Source organism: Bacillus sp. FSL R5-0709 (assembly GCF_038004785.1).
Taxonomy (GTDB): domain Bacteria; phylum Bacillota; class Bacilli; order Bacillales; family Bacillaceae_G; genus Bacillus_A; species Bacillus_A mycoides.
Map to the genome: position 1 here is coordinate 4,355,936 of NZ_JBBORT010000001.1, position 23,641 is coordinate 4,379,576.

A 23,641-nucleotide genomic window follows, 5' to 3' on the forward strand; every position below is an offset into this window, starting at 1 on the left:
GAGGTTATCCTTCGCTTTTTTCTATTAATTAAATGTAATGTTATGTACAGCCTCTTTATCAAGACGTTTAATAACTTCTACAATTAACTTCACTGCGTTTTCATAATCATCACGATGTAACATCGCTGCATGAGAATGAATGTAGCGTGTCGCAATCGTAATTGCCATAGACGGAATACCGTTTACAGAAATGTGAATTGCTCCTGCATCCGTTCCCCCGCCCGCTACAGAATCATATTGGTATGGAATTTGTAATTCATCAGCAACATCAACTACGAAATCACGTAAACCTGTATGACCAATAACAGAAGCATCATATAAAATGATCTGCGGTCCATCGCCCATTTTACTTTGCGCTTCTTTTGCCGTTACACCTGGTGTATCCCCAGCAATACCTACATCTACTGCGAATGCGATATCGGGCTTAATATAGTTTGCAGATGTTTTCGCACCACGAAGACCAACTTCTTCTTGTACAGTACCAACGCCGTATACAACGTTTGGATGCTTTTCATCTTTTAATTGTTTTAATACGTCAATTGCAATTGCACAACCAATTCGGTTATCCCATGCTTTTGCAAGTAACATCTTTTCATTCTTCATCACTTGGAATTCGAAGTACGGTACAACTTGATCTCCTGGTCGTATGCCCCACTCCATCGCTTCTTCTTGGCTAGAAGCACCAATATCGATGAACATGTCTTTAATTTCAACTGGCTTTTTACGAGCTTCTGGAGGTAAAATGTGCGGTGGTTTTGAACCAATTACACCTGTTACATCTCCTTTACGCGTTACAATCGTTACGCGCTGTGCAAGCATAACTTGCGACCACCAGCCACCCACCGTTTGGAAACGAAGGAAGCCTTTGTCATCAATTTGCGTAATCATAAAGCCGACTTCATCTAAATGACCTGCAACCATAATTTTCGGGCCGTTTTCTTCCCCAACTTTTTTCGCAACTAAACTTCCTAAATTGTCAGTAGAAAGTTCATCTGCAAACGGCTCAATATATTTCTTCATTACTTCACGTGGTTCGCGCTCGTTACCCGCAATACCGCGTGCGTCTGTTAATTCTTTTAGCATTGTCAATGTATCGTCTAATTTTATCATTGCCAACACCCTCCTTTTTCTTCAGTCACTTTATTATACAAAAGGAAATTGAAATATTCAAAAATTAAATTAGTATCCTTGTGTTTGACGCTGATGATTTACTTCATTTTTATCTAAATATGCTTTTTCAATTTCATCTTGTTCAAATTCAAGCGCTTGTCCAAGGCGAAGATAGCTTGTAAATAGTTCAATATAGTTCGTAATAGAAGGTTGATCTGTAAAACGAATTACTTTCGCATATGTGTCTAAGAAAATTTCCACTTGTGTTTTATTCGTTTGCGCACATTTATAGAATAAGAAGTTTTTATCAATTCCTAAATCGATTCCGATTGATAAAATAAAATGTAAACCATCTACGTATTCTTCTAATATTACTTCACGTTCTGAAGCTGGTTTATTGCTCCAATATTTAAAACAACGTGTTTCATTTGCAAGTTCTCCAATTTCTACAAGAAGAGCTAACATTTTTTCTTTTAACAATTTTTTCGGTTGTAAGTCATGTTCTTTCACAATACGGTCATCTAATTCTTTTTGTAATTTAAATAGTTGTAGTAAGTCCATTCTATTGTCCTCCTCCAACATCGCATTTTCCGCAACAATGTTGTTTCATCTCAAAGTTCATTATTATTTTTCGTTTCTTATTAACAAGTCAGCTACCTACATCTTTATAAAGATAGCTTGTCCTTAATTTGCAAATACGTTTCAATCATCACTCATATATTGTTCACTTGATGAAAGTTCCATATCATCTTTCCATTATAGCAGTGTCGTTTCTGCTAGGAAAGATGCACTTCTCACGAATGAGTTCAAATAAAAAAAGTCAGGAGGATTCTCCTGACTTTATATATATATTCTTTTATATCGCTATAGCTTTTATATTGATTTTGTCATATCGATAACGACACATCCGTTAATCTTTCCTACTTTCATGTAAAAGTCTCCTCGTTATCGTTACAAAAATTCTTACAAGCACATCTTAATATACTTGAGCAAGAAATAACGATAATAAGTGGAGGATTTTACAATAAATGCAAACAAAAAAACCTTAGAAGAAAATCTTCTAAGGTTTTAAACAATTAGTTAATGTTGTTTTTTGCAACTGTTGCTAATTCAGCGAAAGCTTTTTCGTCATGAACAGCTAAGTCAGCAAGCATCTTGCGGTTAACTTCGATGCCAGCATTTTTTAAACCGTGCATTAAGCGGCTGTAAGAAAGACCATTCATACGAGCTGCTGCGTTGATACGTGTAATCCATAATTTACGGAAGTCACGTTTCTTTTGACGACGGTCACGGAATGCATACATTAGAGATTTCATAACCTGCTGGTTAGCAACCTTAAATAATGTACTCTTAGAACCGTAGTAACCTTTTGCTAATTTTATAACTTTTTTACGACGTTGACGAGTAACTGTACCACCTTTTACTCTTGGCATAATATTACCTCCTAGTTTGTTCTATATATCAGCCGAACTTATTTTAAGTTGTCAAGCATTTGACGAATGCGTTTGAAGTCACCAGCGCTAACTACACCAGCTTTACGTAGTTTACGTTTAGCTTTTGTAGATTTGTTAGCGAATAAATGGCTTGTGTAAGCGTGAGAACGCTTCAGTTTACCAGATCCAGTCTTTTTGAAACGCTTTGCAGCGCCGCGATGAGTTTTTTGTTTAGGCATAGGTATTTCCTCCTCTATCTATTACTTATCGTTTTTCGGTGCTAAAACTAAGAACATACTACGTCCTTCCATTTTAGGCTTAGATTCAATTGTACTAACTTCAGCACAAGCTTCTGAGAAGCGATCTAAAACACGTTGACCGATTTCTTTATGAGTAATGGCACGTCCTTTAAAGCGAATTGACGCTTTAACCTTGTCGCCTTTCTCTAAAAACTTGACAGCATTACGAAGTTTTGTGTTAAAGTCATGTTCATCAATTGTTGGACTTAAACGAACTTCTTTCATGCTAATTACTTTTTGATTTTTGCGCTGTTCTTTTTCTTTCTTCTGTTGCTCAAAGCGGAATTTACCGTAGTCCATAATGCGGCATACTGGTGGTTTCGCATTTGGAGCAACCAATACTAAATCAAGATTAAGACCTGCAGCTAAGTCTAAAGCGTCATTACGAGACTTGATTCCAAGTTGATCGCCGTTTGCGCCAACTAAGCGTACTTCACGTGCACGAATTTGCTCGTTAATCATCATATCCTTGCTAATAGTAAGCCACCTCCAAGGTTTTCTTAGAATACGTTTTGCAATTGTAGAACCCGAACAAAAAAAGTGCGGGCACACGGCACCCACACTTGTAATATCTTTAGTAAGAAATACATTTACCTGCTAACTGCGAATGCGTCCATCAGGTGAGAAGCGGGTGCTTCTACTTGTCAAAACCATATTCTATTATCCTTGATGAGTTTATCATAGGACATGACGTCTGTCAAGAAGACGCGATGTGTTTTACTAACAACAAGAAATATTGTAACAAACAACCAGCATACTTGCAATACTTTTTTATGATAAGTATTGTTTGGTTATTTTTTCTAGATTTTCTTTTTTATAATACATAAAAAAGCCGCGGTATACCGCGGCTCTTTCTTATCGTTTTCCTTCTACCTTAATCATGTCAACAAACGCATCTAATGCGATTGTTTCTGATTTTTGTTCACCATATTTACGTACGTTAACGCCATTTTCAGTAACTTCATTGTCACCTACTACAAGCATGTACGGAATCTTTTGCATTTGTGCTTCACGGATTTTGTAACCAATTTTCTCTTCACGAGTGTCTAATTCAACACGGATACCAGCACGTCGTAATTCATCTTGTACTTTCTTCGCATAGTCTAAATGTACTTGCGGAGAAACTGGAATTACTTGCGCCTGAACTGGAGCTAACCAAGTTGGGAATGCACCTTTGTATTCTTCAATTAAGAAGGCTACGAAACGTTCCATAGTTGATACAACACCACGGTGAATTACAACTGGACGATGTTGTTTACCGTCTTCACCAACGTAAGTTAATTCAAAGCGTTCTGGAAGTAAGAAGTCTAATTGTACAGTTGAAAGTGTTTCGTCTTTTCCAAGAGCAGTACGAACTTGAACGTCAAGTTTCGGACCATAGAATGCCGCTTCACCTTCAGCTTCATAGTAATCAAGACCCATTTCATCCATAGCTTCTTTTAACATACCTTGTGCTTTTTCCCACATCTCATCATCAGCATAATACTTTTTAGTATCTGCTGGGTCACGATAAGATAGACGGAATGAATAGTTTTCTAAACCGAAATCTTTGTACACTTCTAACGTTAAGTTTACAACACGTTTTAATTCTTCTTTAATTTGATCTGGACGAACGAAAATGTGCGCATCATTTAAAGTCATTCCGCGTACACGTTGTAATCCAGATAATGCTCCAGACATTTCATAGCGGTGCATTGTTCCAAGTTCCGCAATACGGATTGGTAATTCACGGTAGCTGTGAATATCATTTTTATAAACCATCATATGGTGAGGGCAGTTCATTGGACGAAGAACTAACTCTTCATTATCCATTTCCATTGATGGGAACATGCCATCACGGTAATGGTTCCAGTGACCAGAAGTTTCATAAAGCTCTCTACTTCCTAATACTGGAGTGTATACGTGATCATAGCCTAAGCTTGCTTCTTTATCAACGATGTAACGCTCGATAATACGGCGAATTGTTGCACCTTTTGGTAACCAAAGTGGTAAACCTTGTCCTACTTTTTGGCTATTAGTAAATAGTTTTAACTCTTTACCTAATTTACGGTGATCGCGCTCTTTCGCTTCTTCAAGCATACGTAAGTGCTCATCTAATTCTGCTTTCTTAACGAATCCAGTACCGTAAATACGTTGTAACATTTTATTATTGCTATCGCCGCGCCAGTAAGCACCAGCAACACTTAATAATTTAAACACTTTAATCTTCCCTGTAGATGGAAGGTGAACACCACGGCAAAGGTCGAAGAATTCGCCTTGCTCATAGATTGAAATAACTGCATCTTCTGGAAGATCGTTAATTAAATCTAATTTTAACTCATCGCCGATTTCTTCAAAGCGACGAAGTGCTTCTGCACGTGGCACTTCATGACGAACGATTTCTAAGTTTTCGTTCACGATTTTTTGCATTTCTTTTTCGATTTTTTTGAAGTCTTCAACTGTAATTGCTTCTTCCATATCAATATCGTAGTAGAAGCCATTTTCGATTACTGGACCAATGCCAAGCTCAAGCTTAACATCTTTATATAAACGTTTTAACGCTTGTGCTAAAAGGTGAGCTGTTGAGTGGCGTAAAATATATAAGCCATCTTCAGAATCTAATGTAATAATAGAAACTGCACCATCTTCTTCGATTGGTGTAACAAGATCGATCATCTCATCGTTTAATTTTCCAGCCACAGCTTTTTTCTTTAAGCCTGGGCTAATAGAAGCTGCGATTTCTTCAGTTGTTACTCCTTTTGGAAACTCCTTCACAGCTCCATCAGGGAAAGTAATTTTAACTACATCTGCCATCACTGGTCACTCCTCTTTTTTTTCAAAATAAAAAACACTCATCCCATAAAAAGGGACGAGTGTTGAATTCGTGGTTCCACCCTTGTTCCAATTAACCTTATTGTTAATTGCTCAAGTTCAACATAACGGTGTTGTCCGTTAGCAATTACTAGAAAAACGTTCACTGCTAAAGTTTAGAGGTGGTAAGTAATTATCCCGTACTAGGAAGCTCACACCCTAAGGCTTCCCTCTCTGAAAATCGTAGAAAACTACCCATGTCCTCATCATGACATTTCAATATATTTCATTTATGTAGGTAATTATATGCTCAAAAACTTAGAAAATCAAGGGCGTTACCTTTATTTTTTAAATTTTTCACATTGCGCTCAAATTCATGTAATCCATGTAGTTGCACTCGTTCCTGAAATACATTTCGCAAAGTAATAATCATATTATGATCTTGTTCTTTCGTATATAAATAAATCTTTTTCGGCGAAATAGAAAGAAGTGGTGCAATTACTTTCGTATCGATATATACATCCTGTTTCTTTAATAATTCTTCATCTATATATTGAACCAATTTCTCCTGTTTTAAACGCCTACCTTTATCATCATAGAAAATAAAACTTTCATCAAAAATAAGATGTACACAGGACAAACGTGACTTCCGGCTACTTACTTGTTGGCGAAGTGTCTCAATGAATATTTGGTATTCCTGCTCCATCTTATACTCATCAATTGCAACTTCAGCAAGCTTAGTTACCATTTCCCTATATGTACGAAGACGAAAACGAACGTATGATGAAAACGAGAATGAGAGCGGATCACAAAGCCAATCATTCAAAGACGACGCAATATAAGATTCAAATTTTTGACGTGTTAAATCACTAGCTACTCCTTTTCTTCTTTCCTTTAAAATCTCATGTGCCATATGCAATATTTGATGACACTCTTCTTGTTCTTCATAAAAAAACTTTTCCTTTAAAATGGTATGAATCCATTCATTTTGTTTCACATTCATAATGAAATATAGTAATACTGGCAATAAAATCTTTTCAATATAATTTGATTCACATAATGGTATATGAATAACAACCTTTTGTTCATTTAAATATACACTTGTTTCCTTATATAAGGATTCTGTTCTTTTCGTTAGTTGTCTGTATACGTACACAGCATCATTTTTTTCTTCGAAGCAAATTTCAATCACTTTTGTCCCCCCTTTTATCCCCGCTCTAAAGGATTGCATCTATACGTTACAAATCCTATAAGAGTCCGATCTATGGAAGTTCACTCTTAGTAGAAACCTATCTCCCATCGTTAGAACATCCACTCGATATGGCTTGCTAATTTTATATATATTAAGGGAGGGAGAAAAAAATGATACAAGCTACTCTGAAAAAATGATTAAAATAAAGTGAAACTTTAATCAGTGGAGGTTTTGTCCATCCTCCACTGATTATTAGCCCGCACCAATCGGGCTTTTACGGGCAGCAGGGCTCCCACCTAACTTCTTTGCTTTACAGCCGAATTTTGAGGTGGGAGTCTTACTGCCCGCCAATAGCAGGATAAAAAAGAGCAAGCTTCTCAGCTCGCTCTTTACTTATTACGACGATTTTTCCCGCCAATTGGGATTGGCTTCGCTAAATATTTAATTCGTTCCATAATACGGGCCGCTTTCATCTCTTCTGCTTCACCGCGCTGTGTATACGTTAAATGATGTTCCAACTGTTTGAAATCAAAGTTAGATGTAAAGAACGTCGGTAAGTTTTCCAACATACGGAATTGCAAGATTGCACCGAGTACATCATCACGTACAAAACTTGACATCGCTTCTGCCCCGATATCATCTAACATTAATACTTGTACACGTTTGACAGCATCAATCTTTCCGCTAATCGAATTATCTTGAATCGAACTTTTGATTTCACGTAAAAATTCAGGGAAGTATACGAGCATCGAACTAATTTTCTTTCGCGCAAGCTCATTTGCAATTGCCCCTAAAAGATACGTTTTCCCTACACCAAATTTACCGTACAAATATAAACCTTGTGCTTTTTTACCTGGTTCGTATGTGTTTAAAAATTCATTCGTTGCACCTATTGCATCAATACGTGCATCTAAATCTGAAGGGTCTAAATTTTCCATAGTTGCCTGCAAAATGTCAACCGGCATATATACACTTTGAACGAGTTTTTCATATTTTTTTCTCTCATCATATGCTACTTTTCTAATACAACGATCGTATTGAATATCAATCATCTTACCTTGAATGACGAGCTTCGGCTCATATCCTTGTAGCATATTTTTACATGACCCTAAATCTGGACAATCCGCACACCCTACACTTTGTCCAATATATTCATATAACTTCACAAGACTTCGTTCAATCATAGAAGTCGTTACTTCACCTTTATGTTCGTCTATAAATTCTTTCACACGAGGGTGCGCCATCACTTCTGCCTTTAAGACTTCATATCTATTTTTAAAGTTTTTATTTTCCATTAATTTCGTAAATGAATTTTGAATATGCTCCATTTTCTCACCTCAAAGAGCGTTCATTTTCTTTTATTAATCACGCTTATATTTTTTCAATACTTCTTCTAATCGTTTCCGTTCATCTTCTAACGTACTTGCATCTTTTTTCGCACTTACGTCATTTTTTACAGGTTCTTTCTCTTCTTCTTTCGACTCTTCTTTAAGCCAATCTGGTACCATTTCTTTTCGCACTGTTTTCTTCGCTGTACGACCTTTTTTCTTCGTCTCAGCCCACTCTTGATATTGACGATTCTCTTCTTTCGCTAGCGCCATCGCCTCGCCTACTGTACCGACCTTTTTTCGCGCCCAATGTCCAGCAATCTTCTCGACATATGTTTTAGCAAGCTTCATATCTGAGCGTAGCATAACGTAATAAATAAGTACATTCACAACCCCTGGCGTTAACTTTTGATTTGTCATTACATCCTCAACGATTTGCAAGTCCGCTTTCGTCGCCTCTGCACCGCCTGAAATCTCTTTCAATAGTTGTTTTGGCGAGATTTCCTCTAACTGTTTCATTAGCATCTCTTCTTGCGTAGATGGCTCTTTCTCTTTCATTGTACGAGCAGCATGAGGTTGCACTCTTTCACTTAATACAGGTAACGCTTGACCATTTTCGAATTGATACCAATCGCGTGCTCCCTTCCGAAGCCTTTCGATATCAATTGTTTGCACTTCTGTCACTGCGCCAAGAACGATATTTTGCATCGATAACACATCCACACCGTACACATAAGCGAGTGTAATAACACATTCTCTCACTTGATCTGTAATCGCCTTTTTAGGAACAAGGGCTGATAGTCCGTCTACAAATAACGAGAAATCAAAGAAATCGTTCCAAACTTTCGGAGCATCCCCATTCTCGTTACTTGGCATAATTGTCGTTTTCGGGATACGCAGTTCTTCTTGCGCATATTCAAACTGACCTGGGTTAAACGAATCAAATATATCGTTGAAGGAGCGCGTAACATTTTCATAAGAAGCAAAATCGAATTCTTCTTCTAAGAAATATTGCTTTACTTGGTTGTATTTTGTCCGACTCAAGCGATTATATAAAAAGATACTTAAAACAATATCATCAAAAAACTGCTTCGGAGATAAAGGTGGTTGCAATTCATATATAAACATCCGAATATCTTTTTCTTTCTTAATATATACATTTAAAAGACCAATCGCTTCTAACTTTACTCGTTCCCCATATATTTCAGGAAGTTGCATTTGCATAGTCACCATAAGGGAGTGATGTGTATTCTCTTTTCCAAACACACGATCTTGCTCTAACTCTCCCCATAGTGTCATGTATAAGCTAAAAGCTCTACTACCTATTAACGGCTGATACAACATCGTTAATACTTTCCGGTCGTAATTATGTAACAACCCTTTCGCACTTACTTTATAACGATCAATCGGCAATAGCTCCATCCATGACTGTTTTTCCATTCTTGCTTTTCCTTTCTCTCATCCAATCTAGCCTACATTTCACTCGTTCTATCTTTATTATATAATTTATTAGCGAAAAAGAGCTATTAGCTTCCGCTTCTAGCTCTCTTATCTCGTTTACTTACAGTATATAAAGAGATTCCTTCTACTCTCTCTCTTTTTGCAGTATATCTTTTAATTCTTCAATAAATACATTTAAATCTTTAAATTGACGATACACAGAAGCAAAACGTACGTACGCAACATCATCAATATCACGAAGTTCTTCCATAACAATTTCACCAATCATATCACTTTTCACTTCTGATATACCTAAGTTACGAAGTTCACGCTCCACACTTTGTGTTACTTCCTCTAACTGCCTTAAAGATACAGGTCTTTTTTCACACGCTTTAATTAAACCGCGTAAAATTTTCTCTTTATTAAACTCTTCTCGTGTTCCTTCTTTTTTAACAACGATAAGAGGTGATTCTTCTACTCTTTCAAATGTCGTAAAGCGACTTAAACAACTTTCACACTCTCTTCTTCTTCGAATAGAGCGCCCCTCGTCTACCGGACGCGAATCTAACACTCTTGTTCCATTATGAAAACAGGATGGACAACGCAATTCATTCACTCCTTTACACTATAATCTTTATTCTTTCGCTACTCACCTACATGTGAAAATATATATACAATATTATATAACTCATTCTTCTATAATGACCACTCTAAGTTATTACATATCGTGATCCTATTTTATATAAACTAAAAAAGAGGTGCATTATACACCTCTTTACATTTTAAATCAATTATGTTCTTTTTTAAAGAGCTTTTGTTTCTCTCTGCTTAATTTCGAAGCTACCAGTGCCTCGAGGAAGCTCGATGCTCTCACGCGTTTTCGCGTTTAAACCTTCTGCAATATATTCTGCAGCAACATTTGGATCAATACGATCCCCACAAGTATAAACATCAATACTTGCGTAACCGTGCTCCGGAAAGCTATGAATTGTTAAATGTGATTCCGAGATAATTACTACTCCACTTACACCTTGTGGTGCAAATTTATGAAAAGCAACCTCACGTACTTCAGCACCAGCTCTTAGTGCTGCATCCACAAATAATTGTTCAATATACGGCATGTCATTAAGCTTGTCGAAATCGCAATCCCAAAGTTCAGCAATCACGTGACGACCCATCGTATCCATAGTATCCATTCTACAGTTCCCCCTTGTAAATTTATTCTAACTGTTCGAATTGAAAACTAATTTGCAATTTGGCTTGCTCCACTACCACGGGGGAAAGTTAGTCCAGAGAGGTCCTAACCCTTTAAGTAGTGACTACGTACCTCAGCTCTTAAGTTTACGAGTGTTAGTATACTTTGTTTATTTTCATTTTGCAACAACAGTTTTTTCGATTTTCTGTCATATTTTCCTCTTTACTTTTCCCTAAAAAAAATTAATGATTCACGAATACAGTAATCCCAACGTTTCGTGGTATGTCCACTATTTAAAAATATACTTATATAATTTTTTTCCTTTTCAGAAAAAAATAAAAAAGAGGGCAAATTTTCACTTGCCCTCTCTCGTTCACTTAAATATGTTGCACATTTTTTTGTTTCGCTAATTCATCAACAACTAACGTTACAAGATCTACAACACGACGAGAGTAGCCCCACTCGTTATCATACCAAGCAAGTACTTTCACTTTACGATCACCCATTACCATTGTAGACAAACCATCAATAATAGCTGAGTGTGTATTTGTATTAAAATCGATAGACACTAAAGGCTCTTCGCTGAATGCTACAATTCCTTTTAATGCACCGTTTGCAACAGTTTTGAATGCTTCATTAATATCTTCAACTGTTACATCACGTTTTACGTCTACTACTAAATCAACAAGAGACACGTTTGGTGTTGGTACACGAAGTGCCATACCATGAAGTTTTCCGTTTAAGTGTGGAAGAACTTTTGCTAGCGCTTTTGCAGCACCCGTCGTTGTTGGAATGATGGACTGTCCGCAAGCACGCGCTCTTCTTAAATCTTTATGTGGGTTATCAATATTTTTTTGGTCATTTGTATAAGCGTGAACAGTTGTCATTAAACCGTTTTCAATTCCGAACTGCTCATCTAACACCTTTACAACAGGCGCTAAACAGTTTGTTGTACAAGATGCATTTGAAATAACAGTATGCTTTGTGATATCTAATTGGTCTTCGTTCACACCAACTACGATTGTTACATCTTCATTTTTACCAGGTGCTGTTAAAATAACTTTTTTCGCTCCAGCTTCAACATGAAGAATTGCTTTTTCTTTAGAGTTAAATTTACCAGTTGCTTCAATTACAACTTCAACCCCTAGATCTTTCCAAGGCAACTCCTTTGGATCGCGGTTGTTTAAAAGGCGAATCATTTTCCCATCAACTAGTAAGTGATCTTCAAATGCTTCCACTGTTCCGTCAAACTTTCCATGAACTGTATCATATTTAATTAAATGCGCTAACGTTTCTGATGGATAGCTTGCATTTATTGCTACAATTTTGAATGCGCTTTCTTTTATTGCTTGACGAAATACCATTCTCCCGATACGTCCAAATCCATTAATTGCCACACGAGTCATAATATGTTATCCCCCTTGAATGCGTTATACTATTTATCTCCAATCCCAATAATAGTATAACACAAAAAGGAGATATGTCACTAAGCATTTTCATTAATTTCACAATTTTTTAATCAATAATGTTCCATTCTTTCAAAATAGAAGCTAATTGTGTTTTCGTTCCAGTAATTGTGCCATCATTATAAATTACCTCATCTGCCTTCTTTACTTTTTCTTCTAATGGCATTTGAGATTGAATACGAGCCGTTGCTTCTTCTTCTGAAAAGTTATTTCGTTTCATTAAACGTTCCAATTGCGTATTCGGTGTGACTGCTACAACTAAAACACGATCAACGAGATTTGTTAATTTACTTTCAAACAAAAGAGGGATATCTAACACAACCGCTTGCATACTTTCTTTTATGTACATCTCCTTTTGTGCATTCATTTCTTCACGCACCGCAGGATGAACAATTTCGTTTAACTGCAATCGTTTTTCTTCATTATAAAAAACGACACTCCCAAGCTTTGGTCGATCAAGCTCTCCATCTTTTTGTAACACTTCCGTTCCGAACACCTCTACAATTTTGTTATATGCCGGTTTTCCTCGTTCTACAACTTCTCGCGCAATAATATCTGCATCAATAACCGGTATACTCATTTCACGAAACATTTCTGATACCGTACTTTTTCCGCTTGCAATGCCTCCTGTTAATCCAATTACTACTGTCATAATAATCCTCCTCACAATATTAAAGGCGCGAAACTAATGTTCCACGCCCATACTTACATTTTCCAAATTCCAATAATAATGAGTAATACCCCAGGCAGGAATGTAAATTTTTGTAACCATTTCATATTTGATAAAATCGTACCGAGCTTCATTCCAATAAATAAAAATAAAGAACTCATAACCGCGACTAATACCGCCATCATCGCGGGTGCATAACCTAATAAAGATGCACCAATTCCAGCACCAAACGAATCTATAGAAAGAGCGATACCGAGAAGTAGCGCTTCTCCTGCAGAGATAGTTCCTGATTTATCAAAATCTGCAACAGTCGGCTTCCGCAAAATTTGAATCACTAACCCTAGCGAAGCAATTTCTAGTTTCCAAACCTTTTCCTCTTGCTTCGGTTCTTCTTTTTTATCACTTCGAAAAAATTGATATAATACCCAAATACCTATTCCAATAAGAACAAATCCGCCGATACGCGTTGCGATAACAGGTGAAAATATTTTCGCGATCATATGTCCAATTCCCATGGAAACGAGCATTACAGCTGCTGAACAGATCCCGATAATTATAATTGATCTTAGTGGAATTCTTACGTTCCTTAACCCGTATGTTAGCCCTACACTACAGCTATCTAAGCTTAATGTAAAAGCTAATAAAATAAGAGATAAATAAAGGTACATCGGTAAGCTCCTCCCTTATACATAGCTCTGCTCTATGTATATGACAAATGCCTATCCGATGTTATCCCTTTTCTATATTCTAGGTTGGCAAATTGGGCAGTAATGTGTTCCCCTTCCGCCAACAACTGTTTTTTCTAATAGCGTACCGCAAGTCACACACGGTTCTCCTTTTTTCCCATATACATTTAGAAGTTCCTGGAACGAACCAATTTGTCCTTGTGAATTAATATACGTTCTAATTGTACTTCCGCCTCGCTTAACAGCTTCGCCCAGCGTTGTAACAATCGCCTCGTAAATTCTTTCTATTTCTTCTTCTGTTAAAGATGCAGCTTCTCGTTCTGGGTGAATTTGAGAACGGAATAACACTTCATCTACATATATATTTCCAAGCCCTACTAAAAGACGCTGATCTAATAATACGACTTTTATTTTACGATTTGTTTTTTGCAATCTTTCTTGTAAATACTGCGGTGTCAATTCAGCATCAAATGGCTCCGGGCCTAAGTCAGCAAGAGGCATTTGATTCAACTCTTCACCTTTCTTAAAGAGATGCATCGTACCAAACTTTCTCACATCTTTATAATGTAATTCAGTTCCATCTGTAAATAAGAAACGGACGTGCGTATGTTTATCAATCGGCTCATCCTCTTGATGAAGTAAAAACTTACCTTCCATGCGCAAATGTGAAACAATTACATAGTTCGTTACATACAAAAGCAAAAACTTACCTCTTCGCTTTATATTTTCAATTGTCTCGCCTCTTAGCATTTCTTTAAAAATTTCTGCATCATCCGGTCGTTTTACTATTTTGGGATAAGTAATAACGACATCTTCAATCGTTTTTCCTGTTACAAGATTTTCAAGCGTCCGTCTAACGTTTTCAACCTCTGGTAATTCCGGCATTTCATCACGTCCTTATTTCGCATCGTACCAAGTTGGACCGTAAGAATAATCAACTTTCAATGGAACGGCTAGTTCAATTGCATGCTCCATTACTTCAGGTACAAGCTTCTCTAATTTTTCAATTTCTTCTTTTGGTGCTTCAAATATCAATTCATCGTGTACTTGCAGAAGAAGACGCGCTTGTAATCCTTCTTCTTCTAGACGATCTGCCATAATAATCATCGCTTTTTTAATAATATCAGCCGCACTACCTTGAATTGGTGTATTCATAGCTGTACGCTCAGCAAAGCTACGTAAATTGAAATTACGACTCGTAATTTCCGGAATATAACGGCGACGATTTAATAATGTAACCACATATCCTTTTTGTTTCGCATCTTTTACGATTTCATCCATGTATTCTTGTACACCAGGGAAACTTTCTAAATACTTTTCAATAAATTCCGCTGCTGCTTTTCTTGTAATTCCTAAGTTTTGCGAAAGACCATAATCACTAATACCATACACAATTCCGAAGTTAACAGCTTTTGCTTGTCGTCTCATGTTAGATGTTACTTCGTCTTTCCCAACACCAAATACATCCATAGCTGTTTTCGTATGAATATCCATGTCATGTTGGAACGCTTCAACTAACCCTGGATCATTTGCAATGTGAGCAAGCACACGAAGTTCGATTTGTGAATAATCAGCCGCGTACATGATCCATCCTTCTTTTGATGGAACGAATGCCTGACGAATCTTTCTTCCTTCTTCTAAGCGAATCGGGATATTTTGTAAGTTCGGATCTGTTGAACTTAATCGACCTGTTTGCGTTAACACTTGATTAAAACGAGTATGGATTTTAGATGAATCTTCATGTACGACTTTCAATAAACCTTCAATGTAAGTTGAATTTAGCTTTCCTAATTGACGGTAATGTAAAATATTCGGAATAATTTCATGACGATCCATAAGTTTATCTAATACATCCGCCGACGTAGAATAACCTGTTTTCGTCTTTTTAATAACTGGTAAGTTTAAATTCTCAAACAGAATAACCCCAAGTTGCTTCGGTGAATTAATATTAAATTCTGTTCCCGCAAGCTTATAAATTTCCTGTTCCATTTCCTTTAATCTACCTGCAAGTTCTTCTCCCATATTACGAAGACGCTCCGTATCAACTTTTACACCTTTCACTTCCATATCAGCTAATACACGTGCAAGTGGTAATTCTAATTCCGTAAATAATTCATATTGCTCGTTCTTTTTTAATTCTTCTAAGAACGTTTGCTTTACATCATATAATACATGCACTTTACGAGCTACATGCTCCGCTACTACCTCTAGCTCCGGAACAGCACGCTTCGCACCTTTCCCGTAAACTTCTTCGTCAGATTTTACGGCATGCGTTTCTTTCATTTTCGCTACAGTACGGAAATCTTTATCTGTATCGGCTGGATCAAGTAAATAAGCGGCAATTAATAAATCAAAGTCAATCCCTTGAATATCTACACCTTTCCACTTGAGAGCAACGATAGCACGCTTCGCATCAAATGTATGTTTTCTCATTTCTCCATTTGCAAGCCACTCTTTAAAAGCATCCGATTTAAGAGCAACATCGGCTGGAATGAAGTAACAACCATTTTCATTTTGAATACCAAAACCTTGAATATCGGCTTTATGATAATTATCTTCTTGCACTTCAACAATAAGCGCACTATCTTGCTGAAGCATTTCTTCTGTAACTTCTTCTACAATATCAAATGTAATATCATCTAATTCAGCTGGAGCCGTTTCCTCCGGCGTAACACCTAACTTATTTAAAAGGGATGTAAATCCTAAATTCTCGAACATTGGAATCAAATCGCTTGGTTCATACCCTTTATATTCCATATCATCTACATGCACAGTAATCGGTGCGTCTGTAATAATAGTCGCAAGTTCTTTACTCATAAGAGCTTGTTCTTTATTCGCTTCTAACTTTTCTTTTAATTTCTTTCCACTCACTTGATCTAAGTTTTCATATACTGCTTCTACTGTTTCAAATTGCGTTAATAATTTAATGGCTGTCTTCTCACCAACACCTGGTACACCTGGAATGTTATCCGATTGGTCTCCCATTAAACCTTTCATATCGATAATTTGCTTTGGTGATAAGCTATATTTCTCAAATAAAGCTTCTTTCGTATATTCATCTACTTCCGTAATCCCTTTGCGAGGAATACATACGAGTGTATTATCTGAAACAAGTTGCAGTAAATCTTTATCTCCTGAAATAACTTTAACATGAAACCCTTGCTCACTCGCTTCTTTCGCTAACGTTCCCATAATGTCATCCGCTTCATAATTTTCCAGCTCATAACGCGGTACATTGAATGCATCAAGCACCTCACGAATAAACGGGAATTGCTCTGATAACTCAGGTGGAGTCTTTTGACGCCCTCCCTTGTAATCACTATACGTTTTATGACGGAATGTTGTTTTCCCCGCATCAAACGCCACAAGCATATGCGTCGGTTTTTCTTCCTCTAGTATCCTCATTAACATCATTGTAAAACCATAAATTGCGTTCGTATGTATACCTTTGTCGTTATTTAAAAGCGGTAGTGCAAAGAAAGCACGATACGCGATATTATTACCATCTACTAATACGACTTTTTTTTCCAAACTACAAACCTCCCCATACATATTTGAAACGATTTTTCCCACAGAAAAAAACCGTTCCTGTCCTCTCTCTATATTAACATGACTAATAGAGAGAAGAAAAATAACGGTTTTTTTCTATCATATATAAACAGACTTACATTGGCATAAAGGGAAGTGACGAGAATAGCATAACTACTCTCGTCCAAAATTACTCCTTGGATGAAGGGGTTTTCATATATTATATTAACAGAGCTTTATTAATATTTAATTAAGCCATTGTTAATATATTGTAAATATCCTTCATCCTATTTTTCAGTAGCTGATTTTGGTAAAACAACTGTAAATGTTGTTCCTTCCCCAACCTCACTATCCACTGTAATCGTACCTTGATGCGCTTCAACTAAATGTTTTACAATTGATAAACCAAGACCCGTTCCACCCGTATTTCTACTTCTTGCTTTATCCACTCGGTAAAAGCGTTCAAAAATACGTGGGATTTCCTCTTTACTAATACCAATTCCAGTATCAGATACTTTTATATAAGCATTATATTTATCTTCTGCCAATTCAACAGAAACAACGCCTCCAGCCGGTGTGTATACAATCGCGTTATTAATTAAATTAATAAAGATTTGTTTCAAGCGACCTGGATCCCCAATGACAGAGACACGTTTTAATGCATTCACTTGTAAAGAGATTTCTTTTTCTCCCGCTTTATTATCAAGCACCATATGAATATCTTCAAGAAGTTCCTTCATATCAACGGTCCCCATATTTAGTTTAAACCCTTGTTGTTCGATCTTTGACAAGTCTAATAAATCTTCAATTAATCCTTGCATGCGTTCACTTTCTTTTAAAATAATATGTAAGAAATGTTCGCAGAATTTTTTATTATCCATAGCCCCATCCAAGAGCGTTTCTGAAAAACCTTTAATAGAAGTAATTGGCGTCTTTAGTTCATGAGAAACATTCGCTAAAAAGTCTTTTCTCATTTGTTCTAATTTCTTTAACTCTGTTATGTCATGGAACACAAGAACAATACCTTTCCATTCATGGTTCGTCCCAATAATTGGCGCTCCATATACTTCGAAATGCTTTCGCTCAATTCCAAGCGGCAATAACATTTGTTTACGCACTTTCACTTCTGTCATAAAGATTTCTTCCACAAGCTCAATAATTTCTGTATGATGAAACGATTCATAATATAAGCGATCTAAATATTCTTCATCTGTTACGTGGAAAGTTTCCTTATAAGAACGGTTTACAAGGTTTATATAACCGCGGCTATCAATTAAAATCATTCCACTTCCCATATTTTCAATTAACGTATGCAGACGATCCTGTTGCATTTCCTGCTCAAGAGTCATCTCTTGTAAATTACGAGCTAAAATATTAATCGCTTTACTCAGCATCCCTGTTTCATCCGAATGACTTTCATAAGCGCGTGCTTTATAATTTCCCTTCGCTAATTCAATGGCAACTTTCGTAACCGATTCAATCGGCCTAATATATTGCCCAGTAATTTTCATACCTAAAAATACGACTACGAGACAAGCGATAACAAATCCTATAATTAATAATCCCCACGTTTTTTGATGTACGTCTTTCAATGGCTCAATTGTACTTTTCACCAAAATATATCCTTGTTTTCCTGCTAGATCTTGAACGAACACCGCATGATAAAATTCATTCTTTTGATCTGTTTCTTGCGTAATCACTTTACTTCGTTGTTTTGCTGCTTCAGAAGAAAGTTCTTTAATCATCTCTTGATTAAATGCAGATGGTTGCCCTCCGCTATATTGAACTTTCTTTTTTTCATCAACAAATATAATAGAAGCTGGTATTTTTTCTTCTAACTTTTCAAATACATAAGGCTTTTTTAAAACAGCATCAAACCCTTGCTCTTCTGCTAATACCGCAACATACTGTGTCTCTTTTATCATTCTCTCTTTAGCATGATCTATATAGTAGTTTTCAAATACAGTTTCTAATAATACACCTAGTCCAACTAAAATAAAAACGATAAGAGAAACAAATGTAAAAAGAAGCCTGGAACGAAACTTATTCATCCACTTTTGGCTCCTCTAATTTATAACCTAAACCACGTATCGTTTTAATGTACGTCGGTTTTTTCGTATTTTGTTCAATTTTATCGCGCAAATGACTAATATGGACATCAACAATTCTTGTATCACCGGCAAAATCATAATTCCATACAGCACTTAATAATTGGTCACGAGTTAATACACGACTTTTATTTTTCGCAAGATAAACAAGTAACTCAAATTCTTTCGGTGTTAATTCCAGTTTCCTTCCTTGGAAGTACGCTTCATAAAACTCCGGTAAAATTTTAAGCTCTCCAATTTTGATGCTCTCTTCATCTGGCGATTCTGAAACTTGTTCTTCCTGCTGTAATTTCGTACGGCGCAAAATCGCCTTCACACGAGCAACAACTTCCCTTGGACTAAATGGCTTCGTCATATAATCATCAGCCCCAAGCTCAAGACCTAGCACCTTATCAAATTCATCATCTTTTGCTGTTAACATTAAAATCGGCGTCATAATACGCTGCAATCGTAATTCTTTACAAACTTCCATACCATCCATTTTTGGAAGCATTAAATCTAATATAATTAAATCTGGGCGTTCTGTAGTCGCTTTTTGAAGCGCCATTTCTCCATCCATTGCTGTAATAACTTCAAACCCAGCTTGTTGTAAATTAAATTCAATTAAAGTTAAGATAAATTCCTCATCATCAACTACTAAAATACGATTGTTCATTCTTTTCCTCCAAGTTATAGACTTGAAACCTTCTTCATCCTAGTATTTTCCCCGTTATTCTCATCATACTAGAAAACAAGGTCTCCCTCAATATAATTGTCTATTCATGGAGCTCGTTCGTACTAGAGTTTCGGAAAATAAAAGCAATCGTAACTTCATTCCCTCTATCCGGTCGCTATCCAAACTTTATAGATGAATCTATCTTTTTTAAACTCTTCTTCCGTATGAACTATAAACTCTCGATTTTGCGCTAGGAAAAACGAAAGAGCATACGCTATTTTATAATCTGGTGTTTCATATCCATCAAATACTTTCCCGTACATTTCATTTGCGATTGAATCGGCCCATACTTCAGCTTCTCTTATCGTTTCAAAGATAACGTCTTCTCTTTTCCACTTCATCTAAAAAAACCTCCCCCTTAATTGACTTCAATTACCAATAACCATATTATTAATTTAAATATATAAATAAATTCGATAAAAGGGGGCTATTATGCGAATATTACTACCTATTTTAACTTTAGTAGTAACATGTTTCCTTACTTTTAACGTACCTAGCAGGGATACGATTAAAACAGGTTGTTCAGAATTTGCTGAAGGGTTCAAAGAAGGATTTTTCAACTAAAATAGCGCTAGCCCCTTATAAAAGGTATGCTAGCGCTATTCATATTTTCATATTTTAAAAATTATCTAATGCTTTTTCCATAATGGAAACAGATTTAAAAGGTGGTGTTACTGTTAATGAACCTTTTACAACAGTTTCTCCTTTTTCATCATGAGCAAATACAAGCATATCAATTGTATGTTCCTCCTCTGAAACAGCCACAACTTCAAAGTGGATTTGTAACGTTTCATAATGGTGAACATGTTTCACGAACGTAAGGTCCTTCCTAGTAATATGACTACCTGGACCTGGTAAATATTTCGTAACCGCCGTTGTAATCAGTCCCGTTAGCATAATGCTTGGGACAATCGGCTTTTCATACGGAGTTTGGGATGCGTAATCATGCTGAATATATAATGGATTGGCATCATTCGTTAACCCTAAGTACAATAACAAATCTTTATCCTCAATTTTTTCAGTGATAGATAATTTCTCTCCTACTGTAATTTCATCCATTCTACGACCAATTTGAACTTTTTTCTTTAACATGTTACAACCCCCTCCGATTTTTTCACCTTATTATCCTACTAAAAGCGATACCTTATCCGAAATTTACTGTGATGAGGGCAATGTATAGTATAAGTCTATAGTTTCATTATAGGATACACCAAATGATAGCGTTTTCATATTATTTCAAAAAAACATTTCAATATATAGTAGAAAAAGATTCGGGGCCCCGAATCTTTTTCCACTTATATTTAATTATTAAACAAGAACTTTCATAACGTTACGTACAGATTCTACAGAGCGATCTAACGCTTCTTTCTCATCTGCAAGAAGTTCTAATTCAATAATTTTTTCAATTCCGTTACCACCTAGAATTACTGGTACCCCTAAGTAAAGGTCACTATAACCATATTCACCTTCAAGGTACGCAATAGCTGGTAATACACGGCGTTGATCTTTCAAGATCGCTTCTGTCATTTCAACTAAAGAAGCTGCTGGTGCGTAATATGCACTACCGTTTCCTAATAAGCCTACAATCTCACCGCCACCTTTACGTGTACGTTCTACGATTGCTTCTAAACGCTCTTTTGGAATTAATGTTTCTAACGGAATGCCACCTGCATAGGAATAGCGTACAAGAGGTACCATATCGTCACCATGTCCACCAAGAACAAATCCTGTAATGTCTTTCACAGAAAGGTTTAACTCTTGTGAAATAAATGTACGGAAACGAGCTGTATCTAATACACCCGATTGACCGATAACACGCTCTTTCGGGAATCCTGCTTCTTTAAATACAGAATATGTCATTGCATCAACTGGATTTGTTAATACAAGAATAATCGCATTTGGTGAATGTTTCGCAATGTCGCGCGTAATACTTTTCATAATTTTAGAGTTTGTTGCTACTAAGTCATCACGGCTCATACCAGGCTTACGCGCAATACCTGCTGTAATAACGACAACGTCAGAATCAGCAGTATCTGCGTAATCAGATGTACCAATAATGTTAGCATCAAAACCTTGTACTGGGCTCGCTTCTAACATATCTAACGCTTTCCCTTTTGTTGGATTTTCCAGCTGTGGAATGTCCACTAATACAACATCTGCAAGTTCTTTTTGTCCTAATAAGAATGCTGTTGTTGCTCCTGTAAATCCTGCACCGATGACTGAAACTTTCTTGCGTTTGATTGTCATAATTTACCCCCCGCTTTAATTATGCGTTTTTGATTATCGCTACATCCATGTTTTTAATAAGTTCATTAGCGAACTCAGAACATTTCACTTCTGTTGCACCTTCCATTAAGCGTGCGAAATCATAAGTTACTACTTTTGATTCAATTGTTTTCTCAACTGAATCAGTTACTAAATTTGCAGCTTCGTTCCATCCTAAGTGCTCTAATAATAATACACCAGAAAGAAGAACTGAAGATGGGTTTACTTTATCTAAACCTGCATATTTTGGAGCTGTACCATGTGTAGCTTCAAAGATAGCATGTCCAGTCACATAGTTAATGTTTGCACCAGGTGCAATACCAATTCCACCTACTTGTGCAGCAAGTGCATCAGAGATGTAGTCTCCGTTTAAGTTCATTGTTGCAACAACATCAAACTCACGTGGACGAGTTAAAATTTGTTGTAAGAAGATGTCTGCAATAGAATCTTTTACGATGATTTTCCCAGCCACTTCTGCGTCTGCCATCGCTTTATTCGCTGCATCTTTTCCATCTTTTTCAACAATGCGATCATATTCAGCCCAAGTAAATACTTTGTCGCCGAATTCTTGTTCAGCTACTTCGTAACCCCAGTTTTTGAAAGCACCTTCTGTAAATTTCATAATGTTTCCTTTATGAACTAATGTAACAGAAGAGCGTTTTTCGTTAATTGCATATTGAATTGCAGCGCGAACAAGACGCTTTGTCCCTTCCTCTGAAATTGGTTTAATACCAATCCCTGATGTTTCTGGGAAGCGGATTTTATTAACACCCATTGCTTCTTTTAAGAAAGCAAGAACTTTTTCTGCTTCTGGAGAACCTTGTGCATATTCAATTCCAGCGTAAATGTCTTCTGTATTTTCACGGAAAATAACCATATCAGTATCTTCCGGACGTTTTACAGGTGAAGGAACACCTTCAAAGTAACGAACTGGACGTAGACATACATATAAATCTAACTCTTGACGAAGCGCAACGTTTAGAGAACGAATACCACCACCAACTGGAGTTGTAAGTGGACCTTTAATTGCGATTAAATATTCACGAATTAAATTTAAAGTCTCTTCTGGTAACCACTCGCCTGTTTGGTTGAATGCTTTTTCCCCTGCAAGCACTTCTTTCCAAACGATTTTCTTCTCACCATCATAAGCTTTTTCAACTGCTGCTTCTATTACGCGAGATGCTGCAGCCCAGATATCAGGACCAATTCCATCTCCTTCGATAAATGGAATAATCGGATTGTTTGGTACATTCATAACACCATTAGTTACAGTAATTTTTTCACCTGTCGTCAATGTGATAACCCCCATGTTTGAAATTTCATATGTATGAAACTGAGGGAATAACCCCTCAGTTCAAACCGTTAGTCAAATTTAAATATTCTAATCATTACATCTTCCCAAAAAAATCAGACTTT

At 36.5% G+C, this 23,641-nt stretch carries 23 protein-coding genes and 2 other annotated features; of the genes, 1 reads left to right on the forward strand and 22 read right to left on the reverse strand.

Annotated elements, in window-relative coordinates:
* Positions 1 to 24 precede the first annotated feature (24 nt).
* The 19 genes from MKX37_RS22290 to MKX37_RS22380 form a co-directional block, all read right to left on the reverse strand.
* On the reverse strand, positions 25 to 1,110 hold the full coding sequence (locus MKX37_RS22290) for a M42 family metallopeptidase (protein WP_002129347.1): 1,086 nt from the start codon (positions 1,108 to 1,110) through the stop codon (positions 25 to 27).
* 69 nt (positions 1,111 to 1,179) lie between these two features.
* Complete coding sequence (locus tag MKX37_RS22295; RefSeq protein ID WP_002015469.1) at positions 1,180 to 1,671, reverse strand: dUTP diphosphatase; 492 nt, start codon at positions 1,669 to 1,671, stop codon at positions 1,180 to 1,182.
* A gap of 515 nt (positions 1,672 to 2,186) precedes the next feature.
* A complete protein-coding gene (gene rplT, locus MKX37_RS22300) occupies positions 2,187 to 2,543 on the reverse strand; it encodes a 50S ribosomal protein L20 (protein ID WP_001138364.1) in 357 nt (118 codons plus the stop codon).
* A gap of 38 nt (positions 2,544 to 2,581) precedes the next feature.
* A complete protein-coding gene (rpmI, locus tag MKX37_RS22305; RefSeq protein WP_001125945.1) occupies positions 2,582 to 2,782 on the reverse strand; it encodes a 50S ribosomal protein L35 in 201 nt (66 codons plus the stop codon).
* Positions 2,783 to 2,803: 21 nt separating this feature from the next.
* Positions 2,804 to 3,307 carry a translation initiation factor IF-3 gene (gene infC / locus MKX37_RS22310; protein WP_002015470.1) on the reverse strand — a complete coding sequence of 168 codons (504 nt, stop codon included), beginning with the start codon at positions 3,305 to 3,307 and terminating at the stop codon, positions 2,804 to 2,806.
* A gap of 63 nt (positions 3,308 to 3,370) precedes the next feature.
* Positions 3,371 to 3,491 (reverse strand) — a sequence feature (ribosomal protein L20 leader region).
* Between the two features lie 206 nt (positions 3,492 to 3,697).
* Positions 3,698 to 5,635: a threonine--tRNA ligase gene (gene thrS, locus MKX37_RS22315; protein ID WP_002034275.1), complete on the reverse strand. Its 1,938-nt coding sequence runs from the start codon at positions 5,633 to 5,635 to the stop codon at positions 3,698 to 3,700.
* A gap of 48 nt (positions 5,636 to 5,683) precedes the next feature.
* Positions 5,684 to 5,911 (reverse strand) — a binding site (T-box leader).
* Positions 5,912 to 5,942: 31 nt separating this feature from the next.
* Complete coding sequence (gene ytxC / locus MKX37_RS22320) at positions 5,943 to 6,824, reverse strand: putative sporulation protein YtxC (protein ID WP_002088921.1); 882 nt, start codon at positions 6,822 to 6,824, stop codon at positions 5,943 to 5,945.
* A gap of 389 nt (positions 6,825 to 7,213) precedes the next feature.
* The gene (gene dnaI / locus MKX37_RS22325; protein ID WP_002015473.1) at positions 7,214 to 8,152 is read right to left on the reverse strand and encodes a primosomal protein DnaI; all 939 of its coding nucleotides are present in this window, start codon (positions 8,150 to 8,152) and stop codon (positions 7,214 to 7,216) included.
* A 33-nt stretch (positions 8,153 to 8,185) separates the two neighbouring features.
* Positions 8,186 to 9,592 (reverse strand): replication initiation and membrane attachment family protein, encoded by a 1,407-nt coding sequence (locus MKX37_RS22330; RefSeq protein ID WP_002184851.1) that lies wholly within the window; start codon positions 9,590 to 9,592, stop codon positions 8,186 to 8,188.
* A gap of 145 nt (positions 9,593 to 9,737) precedes the next feature.
* The gene (gene nrdR / locus MKX37_RS22335) at positions 9,738 to 10,199 is read right to left on the reverse strand and encodes a transcriptional regulator NrdR (RefSeq protein ID WP_001203686.1); all 462 of its coding nucleotides are present in this window, start codon (positions 10,197 to 10,199) and stop codon (positions 9,738 to 9,740) included.
* Positions 10,200 to 10,395: 196 nt separating this feature from the next.
* The gene (gene speD / locus MKX37_RS22340) at positions 10,396 to 10,779 is read right to left on the reverse strand and encodes an adenosylmethionine decarboxylase (RefSeq protein ID WP_002003660.1); all 384 of its coding nucleotides are present in this window, start codon (positions 10,777 to 10,779) and stop codon (positions 10,396 to 10,398) included.
* A gap of 385 nt (positions 10,780 to 11,164) precedes the next feature.
* Complete coding sequence (locus MKX37_RS22345) at positions 11,165 to 12,193, reverse strand: glyceraldehyde-3-phosphate dehydrogenase (RefSeq protein WP_078421843.1); 1,029 nt, start codon at positions 12,191 to 12,193, stop codon at positions 11,165 to 11,167.
* Positions 12,194 to 12,302: 109 nt separating this feature from the next.
* Positions 12,303 to 12,905: a dephospho-CoA kinase gene (gene coaE / locus MKX37_RS22350; protein WP_002129351.1), complete on the reverse strand. Its 603-nt coding sequence runs from the start codon at positions 12,903 to 12,905 to the stop codon at positions 12,303 to 12,305.
* A gap of 53 nt (positions 12,906 to 12,958) precedes the next feature.
* Positions 12,959 to 13,591, reverse strand: a complete 633-nt coding sequence (gene ytaF, locus MKX37_RS22355; protein ID WP_016127523.1) for a sporulation membrane protein YtaF — start codon at positions 13,589 to 13,591, stop codon at positions 12,959 to 12,961.
* A gap of 72 nt (positions 13,592 to 13,663) precedes the next feature.
* Positions 13,664 to 14,494: a DNA-formamidopyrimidine glycosylase gene (gene mutM, locus MKX37_RS22360; RefSeq protein ID WP_002015480.1), complete on the reverse strand. Its 831-nt coding sequence runs from the start codon at positions 14,492 to 14,494 to the stop codon at positions 13,664 to 13,666.
* A 12-nt stretch (positions 14,495 to 14,506) separates the two neighbouring features.
* Positions 14,507 to 17,140 carry a DNA polymerase I gene (gene polA, locus MKX37_RS22365; RefSeq protein ID WP_050001025.1) on the reverse strand — a complete coding sequence of 878 codons (2,634 nt, stop codon included), beginning with the start codon at positions 17,138 to 17,140 and terminating at the stop codon, positions 14,507 to 14,509.
* Positions 17,141 to 17,424: 284 nt separating this feature from the next.
* On the reverse strand, positions 17,425 to 19,188 hold the full coding sequence (gene phoR, locus MKX37_RS22370) for a sensory box histidine kinase PhoR (protein ID WP_002167588.1): 1,764 nt from the start codon (positions 19,186 to 19,188) through the stop codon (positions 17,425 to 17,427).
* Positions 19,181 to 19,900 (reverse strand): two-component system response regulator PhoP, encoded by a 720-nt coding sequence (gene phoP, locus MKX37_RS22375; protein ID WP_002129355.1) that lies wholly within the window; start codon positions 19,898 to 19,900, stop codon positions 19,181 to 19,183. Before phoP ends, phoR begins: the two co-directional genes overlap by 8 nt.
* Before the next feature lie 164 nt (positions 19,901 to 20,064).
* Positions 20,065 to 20,301 (reverse strand): hypothetical protein, encoded by a 237-nt coding sequence (locus MKX37_RS22380; RefSeq protein ID WP_002129357.1) that lies wholly within the window; start codon positions 20,299 to 20,301, stop codon positions 20,065 to 20,067.
* Positions 20,302 to 20,392: 91 nt separating this feature from the next.
* Between MKX37_RS22380 and MKX37_RS22385 the strand changes: the two genes are divergently transcribed.
* Positions 20,393 to 20,524, forward strand: coding sequence for a hypothetical protein (locus MKX37_RS22385; RefSeq protein ID WP_274606769.1), 132 nt, complete (start codon positions 20,393 to 20,395; stop codon positions 20,522 to 20,524).
* Between the two features lie 54 nt (positions 20,525 to 20,578).
* Here the strand turns inward: MKX37_RS22385 and MKX37_RS22390 are convergent, their stop codons facing one another.
* The 3 genes from MKX37_RS22390 to icd form a co-directional block, all read right to left on the reverse strand.
* On the reverse strand, positions 20,579 to 21,052 hold the full coding sequence (locus MKX37_RS22390; protein ID WP_002015489.1) for a MaoC/PaaZ C-terminal domain-containing protein: 474 nt from the start codon (positions 21,050 to 21,052) through the stop codon (positions 20,579 to 20,581).
* A gap of 216 nt (positions 21,053 to 21,268) precedes the next feature.
* Positions 21,269 to 22,207, reverse strand: a complete 939-nt coding sequence (gene mdh / locus MKX37_RS22395) for a malate dehydrogenase (RefSeq protein WP_002131240.1) — start codon at positions 22,205 to 22,207, stop codon at positions 21,269 to 21,271.
* 19 nt (positions 22,208 to 22,226) lie between these two features.
* Positions 22,227 to 23,519, reverse strand: coding sequence for an NADP-dependent isocitrate dehydrogenase (icd, locus tag MKX37_RS22400; protein ID WP_002088934.1), 1,293 nt, complete (start codon positions 23,517 to 23,519; stop codon positions 22,227 to 22,229).
* Positions 23,520 to 23,641 lie beyond the last annotated feature (122 nt).

Coding starts and splice junctions, on each gene's coding strand:
- MKX37_RS22290 (WP_002129347.1), bottom strand. CDS start 1,110: ATGATAAAATTAGACGATACATTGACAATGCTAAAAGAATTAACAGAC.
- MKX37_RS22295 (WP_002015469.1), bottom strand. CDS start 1,671: ATGGACTTACTACAACTATTTAAATTACAAAAAGAATTAGATGACCGT.
- rplT (WP_001138364.1), bottom strand. CDS start 2,543: ATGCCAAGAGTAAAAGGTGGTACAGTTACTCGTCAACGTCGTAAAAAA.
- rpmI (WP_001125945.1), bottom strand. CDS start 2,782: ATGCCTAAACAAAAAACTCATCGCGGCGCTGCAAAGCGTTTCAAAAAG.
- infC (WP_002015470.1), bottom strand. CDS start 3,307: ATGATGATTAACGAGCAAATTCGTGCACGTGAAGTACGCTTAGTTGGC.
- thrS (WP_002034275.1), bottom strand. CDS start 5,635: ATGGCAGATGTAGTTAAAATTACTTTCCCTGATGGAGCTGTGAAGGAG.
- dnaI (WP_002015473.1), bottom strand. CDS start 8,152: ATGGAGCATATTCAAAATTCATTTACGAAATTAATGGAAAATAAAAAC.
- MKX37_RS22330 (WP_002184851.1), bottom strand. CDS start 9,592: ATGGAAAAACAGTCATGGATGGAGCTATTGCCGATTGATCGTTATAAA.
- speD (WP_002003660.1), bottom strand. CDS start 10,779: ATGGATACGATGGGTCGTCACGTGATTGCTGAACTTTGGGATTGCGAT.
- MKX37_RS22345 (WP_078421843.1), bottom strand. CDS start 12,193: ATGACTCGTGTGGCAATTAATGGATTTGGACGTATCGGGAGAATGGTA.
- coaE (WP_002129351.1), bottom strand. CDS start 12,905: ATGACAGTAGTAATTGGATTAACAGGAGGCATTGCAAGCGGAAAAAGT.
- ytaF (WP_016127523.1), bottom strand. CDS start 13,591: ATGTACCTTTATTTATCTCTTATTTTATTAGCTTTTACATTAAGCTTA.
- mutM (WP_002015480.1), bottom strand. CDS start 14,494: ATGCCGGAATTACCAGAGGTTGAAAACGTTAGACGGACGCTTGAAAAT.
- phoR (WP_002167588.1), bottom strand. CDS start 19,188: ATGAATAAGTTTCGTTCCAGGCTTCTTTTTACATTTGTTTCTCTTATC.
- phoP (WP_002129355.1), bottom strand. CDS start 19,900: ATGAACAATCGTATTTTAGTAGTTGATGATGAGGAATTTATCTTAACT.
- MKX37_RS22380 (WP_002129357.1), bottom strand. CDS start 20,301: ATGAAGTGGAAAAGAGAAGACGTTATCTTTGAAACGATAAGAGAAGCT.
- MKX37_RS22385 (WP_274606769.1), top strand. CDS start 20,393: ATGCGAATATTACTACCTATTTTAACTTTAGTAGTAACATGTTTCCTT.
- MKX37_RS22390 (WP_002015489.1), bottom strand. CDS start 21,052: ATGTTAAAGAAAAAAGTTCAAATTGGTCGTAGAATGGATGAAATTACA.
- mdh (WP_002131240.1), bottom strand. CDS start 22,207: ATGACAATCAAACGCAAGAAAGTTTCAGTCATCGGTGCAGGATTTACA.